At 29.8% G+C, this 12071-nt stretch carries 10 protein-coding genes; all 10 read right to left on the bottom strand.

Annotated features, from left to right (window positions below; all coding sequences use genetic code 11):
- Positions 1–52: 52 nt before the first annotated feature.
- Positions 53–1789 carry an ABC transporter ATP-binding protein gene (locus KQI41_RS16675; protein ID WP_154443022.1) on the bottom strand — a complete coding sequence of 579 codons (1737 nt, stop codon included), beginning with the start codon at positions 1787–1789 and terminating at the stop codon, positions 53–55.
- The gene (locus KQI41_RS16680) at positions 1782–3536 is read right to left on the bottom strand and encodes an ABC transporter ATP-binding protein (protein WP_216585753.1); all 1755 of its coding nucleotides are present in this window, start codon (positions 3534–3536) and stop codon (positions 1782–1784) included. The genes KQI41_RS16675 and KQI41_RS16680 overlap by 8 nt, the downstream gene beginning before the upstream one ends.
- 138 nt (positions 3537–3674) lie before the next feature.
- Positions 3675–4619, bottom strand: a complete 945-nt coding sequence (locus KQI41_RS16685; RefSeq protein WP_154443023.1) for a helix-turn-helix transcriptional regulator — start codon at positions 4617–4619, stop codon at positions 3675–3677.
- Positions 4620–4745: 126 nt separating this feature from the next.
- Positions 4746–5387 carry a DUF3793 family protein gene (locus KQI41_RS16690; RefSeq protein ID WP_216585754.1) on the bottom strand — a complete coding sequence of 214 codons (642 nt, stop codon included), beginning with the start codon at positions 5385–5387 and terminating at the stop codon, positions 4746–4748.
- Positions 5388–5395: 8 nt separating this feature from the next.
- Positions 5396–5821, bottom strand: a complete 426-nt coding sequence (locus KQI41_RS16695; RefSeq protein ID WP_216585755.1) for a flavodoxin — start codon at positions 5819–5821, stop codon at positions 5396–5398.
- Between the two features lie 162 nt (positions 5822–5983).
- On the bottom strand, positions 5984–6847 hold the full coding sequence (locus KQI41_RS16700) for a uroporphyrinogen decarboxylase family protein (RefSeq protein ID WP_216585756.1): 864 nt from the start codon (positions 6845–6847) through the stop codon (positions 5984–5986).
- 13 nt (positions 6848–6860) lie between these two features.
- On the bottom strand, positions 6861–8588 hold the full coding sequence (locus tag KQI41_RS16705) for an ASKHA domain-containing protein (RefSeq protein WP_216585757.1): 1728 nt from the start codon (positions 8586–8588) through the stop codon (positions 6861–6863).
- Positions 8588–9586, bottom strand: coding sequence for a uroporphyrinogen decarboxylase family protein (locus KQI41_RS16710; protein ID WP_216585758.1), 999 nt, complete (start codon positions 9584–9586; stop codon positions 8588–8590). The genes KQI41_RS16705 and KQI41_RS16710 overlap by 1 nt, the downstream gene beginning before the upstream one ends.
- A gap of 14 nt (positions 9587–9600) precedes the next feature.
- A complete protein-coding gene (locus KQI41_RS16715; RefSeq protein WP_216585759.1) occupies positions 9601–10245 on the bottom strand; it encodes a corrinoid protein in 645 nt (214 codons plus the stop codon).
- 216 nt (positions 10246–10461) lie between these two features.
- Positions 10462–11649 (bottom strand): L-lactate MFS transporter, encoded by a 1188-nt coding sequence (locus tag KQI41_RS16720; protein WP_216585760.1) that lies wholly within the window; start codon positions 11647–11649, stop codon positions 10462–10464.
- Between the last annotated feature and the right edge of the window lie 422 nt (positions 11650–12071).

Here is a 12071-nt window from a genome sequence, read left to right on the forward strand (position 1 = left end):
AACCATTAGATGGTTTTGGCAATAATTTTATATCCCTATATAGTTAATCACCTTAACTACTTATCTTCCAGCTTCTTGACTCCATACGCCTTTGCCAAAATTCATAATAATTCCCTTTTTTATTTATTAGTTCACTATGTTTTCCCTCTTCGATTACTTGTCCTTTATCTATTACTAATATCTTTCCAGCATTTTTTATGGTAGAAAGTCTATGGGCTATTACAATCAAAGTTTTGTTTTTTACTAATTCATTTATAGCCTCTTGTATATACCTTTCATTATCAGGGTCAACACTTGCAGTAGCCTCATCTAATAAGATAATAGGTGCATTTTTCAACATAGCTCTAGCTATGGATATTCTCTGTTTTTCTCCTCCTGAAAGTGTAGAGCCAGCTTCACCTACAACAGTATTGTAGCCATTTTCTAATTCCATGATGAAATCATGACATCTAGCCTTTTTACACACTTCAATGACTTCTTCCATAGTTGCCTCTGGTTTTGCAAACTTTATATTATTTAAAACAGTGTCGTTAAATAGGTATACTCTTTGAAATACCATACTTATATTTTTTAATAGGTTTTCCATTCCTATTTCCTTTATATCTACTCCTCCAATTTTTATAGCCCCATTGTCTATATCCCAAAATCTTGCTATTAAATTTACAACAGTAGTTTTCCCACATCCTGAGCTTCCAACTAAAGCTGTCATACTTTTTTCTTCTGCTTTAAAACTTATATCCTTTAAAACTTCCTCTTTTTCATATGCAAAAGACACATTTTGAAATTCTATATCAAAATTTTTAAACTGTACCTTTTTATTGTTTTCTTGTAGGACTTCTTCTTCCATCAGCCTCTCATATCGGTCTAATCCTGCCATCATTATTCTTCCTAAGGGCAACTGACCTCCTATGATTCTAAATGGGAGAAATATCTGATAAATAAAGATCATTATCATAAATGCAGTTGGAAGTTCCATAGTTTCATTTATAACAAAATATGAGGATAGAAAGATTACAACTCCTGTTCCTATGGCTATAAATGTATCCATTGCAATAAATGGAGCTATTACTACCTTTTCAAATTTTATAAGTATGTCCCTAGTTTCTTTAAAGCTTCTATGTGTAGCTTTTGATTTTTCCCCTTCCAAATTAAATGCTTTTATAACAGGAATACCTTTTACATATTCTATTACAGCACTTATAAGCCTGGATTGAACTTCTTGTTTTTGTACAGAGGATTCACTTGAAACTTTCAATAGTATATTTGAAATTATAAAAGAAATTATAGTCGTTAAAATTACCACTATGCCAATCCTATAATCCAGTATAGTAATCATAATTGAACTTATGATTACTCCTATTGAACTAGAAACTATTTTAGATAGAGTATTCATTCCATGTTCTTCTATGAAGTTTATATCAGAAGACAAAACTGCACTTACATATCCTATATTTCCTTCTGTAAAATATCCCATAGGTAAATTCCTTAGATAATCTCCTATTTTCATTCTTTCATCAGCAAATATATTGTATCCCGTTCCGCTTTGCAATCCATCTACTAATCTTCTAAATAAAGCTCTTAGAATAACACTAATAACTATACCTATGGCTACAACAAATATATCTTTTTTAACTAATTCATTATTATTTATTTTTATCAAACCATATAATATACATAGAATTGGAACATTTATAGTAAATGACTCTAAAATACTTAGAAATATTGCCCACTTTAAACGACCACCATATTTCCCTGAAAAATTTATCATTCTTTTGACTATACTAAGCATACTCTTCCTCCTCTACCTGTATACCCCAGTCCATAGACTTCATATGTGACTCCCATAGAGTTTTGTATTTATGGTTTTTTTCTAAAAGTTCCTTATGTGTACCTTGAGCTATTAGTTCTCCATTATCCATTACTATAATATTATCTGCATCTACTATGGTGGAAAGTCTATGGGCTATTACTAAAACAGTTTTACCTACTATGAGCTTGCTCAATGCGGCTTGTATTTTATCTTCATTTTCTGGATCTGTAAATGCTGTTGCTTCATCCATTATAATAATAGGAGAGTTTTTCAAAATTGCACGAGCTATTGTTATCCTTTGTTTTTGACCTCCAGATAATTTGTCTCCAGAGTCTCCAACAATTGTATTATATCCTTCTTCCATTTCCACAATAAAATCGTGACACTGTGCAAGTTTTGCAGCTTCTTTTATTTCCTCCTCTGTTGCTTTAGGGTTTCCTATTTTTATATTTTCCATAATACTTGTGTTAAATAAAAAATTGTCTTGAGAAACATAACTTATTTCATTCATTAAATCTGTAACAGAAAACTTATTTATATTCTTTCCATCTAGGGTTATTTCACCTTTTTGTATATCCCAAAAATGTACTAAAAGTTTTGCTAATGTAGATTTTCCACTACCTGATTCTCCAACTATTGCTGTTAAAGTATTTTGCCTTAGTTTAAAGCTTACATCTTTTATGACATCTTCCTCTTCATATGCAAAAGTTACATTTTTAAATTCTATAATATGTTTTTTTATTGCTATGGATTCATTTCCTTCCTTTAATTGTACACCTTCAGAGGTCTTTTCTAATTGGTCGATTTTATAAGTAAGCTGTATTACTGTAGGTGCAAAATCTAACATTCTAGTTAAAGGCATTCCTGCACTCATGGATAACATTAAAGAGAAAATAAATTTACTCAATTCCAATGTTCCGTTTAAATACACATTTAATTCAACTGGCAATAATAAAAGAATAGTACAAGGAAGTACAGCAGTATACATTGCCATATAGGTCCAAGACTCTCTAAACCAATCTAGAGTAAAGTCTCTATATCCTTCTACAGAATCTTTATATCTTTTATAAGAATCTGTAGTTCTTCCAAATATCTTTATTACTTCCATTCCATTTATATATTCAATTATTGTATTATTCATATCTTCTGCCGATTTATAGTACATTGGCATTTTCTTAGTTCCATTTTTCATCATAAACATCATTGGAATAAATCCAAATGGAATTGAACCTAAAGAAAGAAGTCCCAATCTCCAATCTGTAACAAATATCATAGTATAAATTAATATAGGAACTATAACAAAGGGGATACCCTCTGGTATCATATGAGCCAGTAAAGTTTCTACAGAGTCTATATCATCTATTAGATTCTTTTTATAACTGCCTACTCCTTTTGCATTTATTTCTCCTAATGGAGCTTTTCTCATTTTCTCTACAAATTTAATCCTCATTCCCATTAAAGTGTCAAAAGCTGCTTCATGTGAAGCATTTAACCCTTGAAAATAAAGATATCCCTTTAAAAATAAGGATAAAATAATTCCTCCTGACATAATCAATAAATAATTTATCCCTATACTACTTTTTTCAATAAATTTTATTATTATGTCATAAGTCAATAAAAAGGGGATTACTCCCATTATTCCACTTAAAAGAATAAGAAAAATAGCTAAATAAGTTTTCCCTTTATATTCTTCTGCATAACTAAAAGCTTTTTTTAGTCCTTTCAAATATATCCCTTCCTTTCAAATAACCTTTAAACAATATAATAGGTCTAATGATAATAATTATCATTAGACCTATTATATTAAATACTATTTCTTTTTGCTATGTCCAAAAGGTATTTTATTTTAGCCAATCAGTATTTTTTATCTTATACTAGAAAAGCAATCACTGGGGCTAAATCCATATCTTTTACTAAATGCCTTGGAAAAACCACTGCTACTTGAGTATCCAACCATTTGTGCAACTTCGTTAACACTAATATGATGAATTTCAAGAAATATACGTGCTAACTCCATTCTTTTATCCAATAAATAAGTATATACTGGTTTTCCAAAGACCTGTTTAAAACCAGTTTTTAATTTTAATTCATTCAAACAAACTAATCTAGAAAGTTCAGTAAGGGTTATGGGTGAGGAAATACTATTATCTAATATTTCTTTTGCCCTATATAAACTTTGCAAATCTGTTTTTGAAAGCTTTAAGGTATTCATATGATTTATTTCTTTATCTATAATATTATTTAGACATATTGAAATAAGTTCAATAATTTTTCCTTCTAAGTATATGTTTTTAACATTATTATTATATGGACAATTAAATATTTGTTTTATAACAATTTTGCTCTCCACTGGTAATACAAATTTATTGATTTTAAAGTTTTTATAATCTTTATTAAAAATACTTTTATCAAAGGAAATAGATGAAATAAATTCTTTAAATTTATCAGGTTTTATTATAATTGAAATTCCTTTATAATGATGATTGGGTATAAAATTACAAACTTCTTTTATATCATTTACTTGATATAGAATTCCTTCCCCTGTATTCATCTGAAGTTCTGTGTTGCTATTATACTCAGTCCATTCTATGTTTTCTCCAGTACATATAGCCAATAGAAATATTTCTCCTTTTGTTATACCACTCATCTCAATATTTTTCTTTGGTTTTATACTATTACTATAAATCTCTAAATCTCTATTTAAAATAATCCTATTATATTTACCAATCCCAATATGTTCAGGAATTTCAAAACTTATTTCTTTATTTGCATCTTTATATTTAAACTCCCTAGCAAATTCTTCTGACAAAGTGTTATTTATATTAGAAAAAATTTTAAATTCACGTATTATCTCTGATGTTAAAATATGAATACCCCCTTTATTACTTAAAAGAAAAAAATCCTATTTAGGATTTTTTCTTTTAAATTAATATTTCTAGCCCACATATCTATACAACTGTTGCCTATGTCTAGCATATAAATCTTTTATTTTATTTTTTCTGTTGTTTAAAACATTTAACATATAGATCTCTCTGGATTTATCATACAAATCAAATATTTCTTCGTGTCTGTAATCATTTGTATATACCTTCCAGTACCCCTTGAATAAACAATCATCTCCATTGATAAATCCCATTACATCCTCATATGGTATACCTAAAAATATACCACTTTCATGGGGAAAGTCCTCTACGCTTTTTACTCTATTCTTTAAACAGTTTAAACATTTCTGTAATTGGAAATCTGTATTATAACCAAAATCACATAGCAATCTATGGTTTTTTTCTATCTTTAAATGTTCGCAAAGATTATTCATATCATAAACCAGCAGAACAACACTTTCTTTTGTTTCTTGAAGTACAATATATTCTAAATTATATTTATACAGTAAGTACTTACCATTTTGGCACCAAAAACTATAAAACTTTTTTCTACCATCTTTTAATGTTATTGTAGAAGCTGGTTTAATACCTGTAATAACTGGAGATAACATATAGCCAATAAAACTCTCTATATAATCTTCTTCATTTAATGATTCTATTTCTTTTAAAAAACTCAATAATAAATTGCTAGTCATTTTTCTACCTATCCTACAATTCTTCTACCATAATCTACACATTTATCTGCTTCTTCTCCTTCTGGCGATAAGTTGACTATACAACCTTCTTCAAATACCTTTGCACCATAAGAATTCATTCTTTCAACCCAGTTTCGCATCCACTCTCCATCGCCCCAATCATAGGAACCAAACAATCCAACTACCTTATCTTTTACATTATCTTTTATAGATTCTACAAAAGGTTCCATCTCACTTTCTTCAATTACTTCACTTCCCATTGAAGGTGAACCAAGAAGTAAAACATCCGCATCAACTACATCTTCTACCTTTGCACTTCCAACAGGAATTGACTTTACCTCAGAACCATTTTCCTTAGCTCCATTGGAGATTAAATTAGCCATTTCCTCCGTATTGCCTGTACCTGACCAATATATTATAGATACTTTCTTCATATTTATCCCTTCCTTTTTTTGAAATAATTTATTATTTATTAAATGATTATTCATGATATTGATAATCATTATCATTCCTTTGTTTTGTATCATATCAAAATAATCATTATATGTCAATATAAATTTCTAGAAATGTAAAATACTAGGAAAGGAAAATTTCCATTATTTCAGTTTACATATAATCATTTCACCATAAGCCTTATTTAGTTTTAAACATCTATGACCTATAAACTTTATATCCTTTTCTTCCTTTTTTATGTTTTCAATCATCTCAAAATAAGTTTTACCTTCCACTTTCTTTCTTTCAATATCTAGAAGTCCTATTGACTCTAAGGAAGTAGATGTTTTGCCACATAGATGAACTACTGTATTTCCTGTAATATTATCTTCTATCCTTTTCAATATATTATATACTGATTTTCCCGACATCTCTTTATATACTTTTGGTCCAACTATATCTATAGTTCCTGTAGGATCAGCAAATGAAATAATATTTACTTCTTGTTCCATAGCTTTTAGTGTAAGTTCCACTATACTGTCCTCAATTATAGACAATAATCTATTGATCATTTCCTTTTCTTTTCTTATGGATTTATAAAATAACTGACTATCTAAAATGGAAGTAACTACACTAATAGGTCCTGTTATATTCAGAACTATATTTTCTCCTTCTTCCTTCAATATATTTATTGCCTTTAAAACTTCAAATATTCTTCCCCTTTTTAAATCTATCTTTTCCATTTCTGAAATTTGGTCTATGTTCTCAATTCCATATTTTATTATTCTATTTCCTACGTCTGGATTAAAAGCTACAGTAGAACCAAAAGATTCTGCTTCTACTGTATGACAAAGTGGCAGACTACAATAATCTTTATTATTATAGTCTTTTAATTTCTTAGCCAATATTGACATTTTTAATGCTTCTTTATTACCTTCTTCATAGGAAATATTTAGTTCCTGTAGGATTTCATCAGGTATTATTTCGACTTCGTTTCCTGTACATTTGAATATATTTTGAACTGCCATTTAATCACCTTTTCTAAAAGTTTAATTGAGATATAAATACATCTTGAAACTTTTCTCCCATGGATAATTCTAAAACTTTCATTTCTCTCCTTATGGTATATGCTTTTTCAAGATATTCTTTATTAATTAGTGCTAATCTAGCCCCTTCTAAAGAAGTATTACCTAAGAAATATATTTCTCCATTAAATCCATTGGGAATAAGCCCTATGATTTTTATACTGTTAGGGTTAACATGATACCCAAATGAGCCTGCAATATATATTTTTGGTATTTCCTCTATGTTCAATTCCATTTCCTCTAGCATTAAAATTACACCAGCAGCTATGGCTCCCTTTGCCAACTGAATTTGTCTTATATCTTTTTGAGAAATATATATGTCCTCAGTTATATAGAATTTTTTATCTACTAATCTATCTTTTATTTTAGAATCTAGGTTTTTATTCCATCTTCCTGATTTCATCAATATATTTCTTTTAACTAATGCCGCCGCTATATCTATTAATCCACTACCACAAATTCCTGTAGGATTTTCATCTCCTATTGTGGTAAATTGAATATTATAGTCTTCGTCTATATCAAAGCTTTCTATTGCTCCTTTTTCTGCACGACACCCACATTCTATATTCATTCCCTCTAGAGCAGGTCCTGCCGCTGTAGATGTACATATTATTTCTCCGTCTTTTATGGCTGCCATTTCACCATTTGTTCCTATATCTATAAATATAGCCTCTTTATTATTTTGGAAATCTGATGCTATAATCCCTGAAACTATATCACCACCTACATATGATGATGCAGATGGAATTATACTAAGTACTGCTTCCTTATTGGATTTGATATTTATATGATTTGCTTTAATATTCTTTGGACTTAATACTATGGACCTATAAGGTGCCTTAGATAAAGCTACTGGACTTATTCCAAGTAAAAGATGTATCATAGTGGTATTGGCAGAAACTATAATATGATATATAGCATCATTATTATAAATACTCCCTAACAATATCTCTATGGAGTTATTTATATCTTCTATTATTAATTCCTGCATTTCACTAGCACCTAATGGGTTCTCCATACAATATGAAATTCTTGTAAGTACATCTCCTCCATATTGAGTTTGAGGATTGAGAGAGGAATATCTTTCTATTATTTCTCCATCTTTTAAATTTATCAAATAATATGAAACACCTGTAGTCCCAATATCTATACCTACTCCTAGTATTTTCTTTTCACAACTACCAATGTCCATTAGTTCTTCTTTAAATACGACTCCCCATATTTCTGTAGAATCATTTTCTTCCATATGACTAATCTTTCTATATAGTTCTACTGAATTAAAGGAGTAATCTAGAGAGTCCACATAAGGTATGGATTTTTCTCTATGAATACTTGGCAATTTAATAGATTTAATAGAGCTATCTACAGCTACATCAATACTAAATCCTTTATGCACTGTTTTTAGTGATTTTTCATTGTGTATTATTTCTACTTCCACATTTCCAAGAACTTTTGCCATACAAGACAATCTTTCATTTTTACTTTCATCGATTATTTCTCTTTCTTGAGAACTTGGTTCTGATAACTGTCCTTTTTTAATTATTACTTTACATTTACCACAAAACCCCATACCATTACATGGGGTTTCCATCTTTAACTTTGTCTTTCTAATGGCATCTAGTAAAAAACTTCCCGTTTCTACTTCAACATCTATATTCTCTTTAGTAAATTTAACTATAGGCATTAGATACTTCCTTTCACATAATCTGTCATAGCTTTTAGATTTTCTATGGGAGTAGACATACCTAGACCACAGGCAGGTGATACAATGTCCACACCAGAATCCATAGCATTTTTAGTTATTGATATGATTTTATCTGTAGATCCATTCTGTAACAGTAAAGTACTTACATTTCCCATAAGTTTTGTTTTAAGGGTTTTTCTTGCAAATCTCATATTTACTATGGAATCAAAGCTAAGGGCGGCAACATCTAATGTATCTAAACTATCTATTATGGTTTTTGCATCTCCACAAATATGAATAATAACAGGAATATTTATTTCTTTCATTCTATTTAAGAATTTAATATACATGGGCATTGCAAATTTATCAAAGTTCTTTCTACCTAGTATTTCACCTGTTGCTGTAGGGTCTGAAATCGCTATTATATCTGCACCAGCATGAACCATTTTTTCTGCATATTCTATTAGATATAAATTTATATATTCTATAAATTTATATGCCTTATCTGCCTCTCTTCTCAACATTTTAAATAATTTCATGGGGTCTACAATAGAAGTAGCTGTACTTATGGGGCCAGTAATATTTCCTATTACAGGTATTTCATCATTCTTTAGCCCTTGAATTGCTTGTATCACAGTTTTAGCCCTAAAGTTCATATTTATATTTGGGTCAAAATTATCCATTATTTTTTCTAAATCATCTTCGTTATATGCCAATACTCTTGGTTCATTATTTTTGTCACCTTCACTGATTTTTACACCAAAGGATTCTGACTCGCAAGTCATACAAAAAGGAACTCCATAGTTTTCAAATCCTGTAAGTTCTCTTACTTTAATAGCAGTAGATACCATAGCTTCCACATCAATATTATGATTGGAGTGCATATCTTCTATAATCTCTGTAACAGCAGCATTCATCATCCCTCCTGGGCATATGACGGGAGGTCTATCTACTTTTTCTCCACTTAAGACTTTTAAAATTCTTTCTTTTTCCTTCATTGTATCTCTCCATTTTAATTATTTGCAATTAGTTTCATTCTTCTTACTGCTTCGTTTGCGTCTACAGCATAGGCATCGGCTCCTATTTCATCGGCAAATCTTTGAGATATAGGTCCTCCACCTACTAGAACTTTATATTTATCTCTAATATTATTTTCTTCTAACATATCGATTACCTTCTTCATTCCCATCATAGTTGTAGTCATTAAAGTTGACATACAGATAAAATCCGCCTCTACTTCTTCTGCCACTGTAATAAAGTTTTTAAGAGGAACATCTCTCCCTAAATCATATACTTCTATTCCAGCAGATTCTGTCATTATTTTCACTAAATTTTTCCCTATATCATGGGTATCTCCCTCTACTACTCCAATAACCACTTTTATAGTATTTTCTCTATCCTCTTTTTCAATATGAGGCTTTAATATATCTAGTCCTATATTTAAAGTATCTGAACATATTAGTACTTCAGGTAAAAAATATTCCTCTTCCTCATATAGTTCTCCTACTCTATCCATTCCTGATATTAAACCTTTCGTAATTGTTTCATTAGGTGGTATGAACACCTCTAAAGATTTATTGCAAAGCTCCTCTACTAATTCATCATCCATTTCTACTACAGCATCACTTATTTCTTGAAATAATTTTTCCTTCTCCATTTTGTCATCTCCAATTATTATTTACTTTGTTAATTATTATTTTATCTCAATTAGCCCTAGTATTCTAATAGGTATTATTTATCTGCCATCTTGTATCTATAGGATAATATAATAGTATTAATAGTATGAAAATAAAGTTTCTAAATCTAGAAGTTTCCTTCTAGATAAATAAAAACGAATCCTTGAAGGGATTCGTTTTTATTTACAATATATTTTTTATTTTTTCTTCACCATGAACGTAATTCCTATGGCAATTAAAAGAAGAACTCCTGCTACTATATAAGCATAATTATAAGTTCCAGTAAAATCCAGTATAGTAGCTGCTGTCATAGGTCCTATTACTCCTCCTAATCCCCAAGCCGTAAATAATATTCCATAATTCATACCAAAATTTTTACTTCCATAGGCATCTGATGCCATGGCTGGAAATATGGCGAATCCTCCTCCATAGCATAGTCCTGCTATGGCAACACCAATACTAAGTAATGCTACATTTGAATATACGGCGAAACTAAACATATTTATCATCTGTAATATAAATATAAATCTAACTAAAGTAAGTCTATCTACTTTATCAGATATAAGTCCACCAAGTACTCTCCCTAAACTGTTAAAAATAGATAATATAATTACTAAAATAAATCCAGCTTCCCATTTTATCTGAAGCTTTGCTATATTGGATATATGTCCAATAATCATCAGTCCAGCTGATGAAGATAATCCAAGCATTACCCATAGTTTATAGAAATATTTATCTTTTATTATATATTTCCAATCATAGTCTACACTTATATTTTTCTGTTTATTTACTTCTTTATTTTCTGGAATAAAATTCTGTGGTGGATTCTTTATAATTAAAGATAATGGTATGGCTGTAAGTAAAACAAATATTCCCAAATAGGAAAAAGTCCTAGATATACCAACTGAGTTTATAAGGTAATTGGATAATGGTGAATAAAATGCAGAGGATAGTCCTACTCCTGCAACTACTATTCCTGTTACCATACCTTTTTTCTCCTGTGAAAACCATTTTACAACAGTAGCAGTAGTTGCAACATTTATAATACCTGAACCTGCTCCAACAAGTATCCCCATTGTAAATACCATAAGTATAGGGCTAGTAGTCATTCCTGAACAAATCAAACCTATTCCGATTAAAATACCTCCTGCTGTAGCAGGTATTCTAGGTCCCTTAGAATCTACTATTTTCCCAAATATAACCATTGCTATTACAAAGGATATAGTTAATACAGTATAGGGAAGAGATGCTTCTTTGCTTGTCCAATTCAGCTCAGTGACAAGCGCCTTGCTTATTACACTCCAAACATACATTATTGCTGAAATAAAGTTAATTCCTGCTGCGGCTGACAGTACTATATATCCTCTCTTATTACTATTCTTCATCTTATCCTCCTTTTAATTTTTTATGTATACAGTATAAGATTATACCATTGAACAATTCTGTCTACAAGAGGAATAGGGTCTTGTTCACAATAAACATCCACCTCCGAAAAATCAAAGGTTCAATTTCCTTGCAAAAAAATGATATAACTTATTCCATAATTTTCCTAGATTTAGTTTCTACCTTATGATATTATTAAAACTAGTATATACTTTATCTGTTCTTCTTGCTAAAGGGCAGATTAACGGAGTTTAAGTTTATATAATACACAGATATAGGGAGGTTATTATGAGTATAAAAAATATCATAAAACAACTATTGTATATGTTTTTGCCAGCTGTTTTTTTCAGAGTATTGTATGGAAAGTTAGGAATACCCATAGCTTTAAGCATCTCTATCAGCATCAGTACTATTATGATTTTAT

The sequence above is a fragment of the Tissierella pigra genome, assembly GCF_018917845.1.
GTDB classification, from domain to species: domain Bacteria; phylum Bacillota; class Clostridia; order Tissierellales; family Tissierellaceae; genus Tissierella; species Tissierella pigra.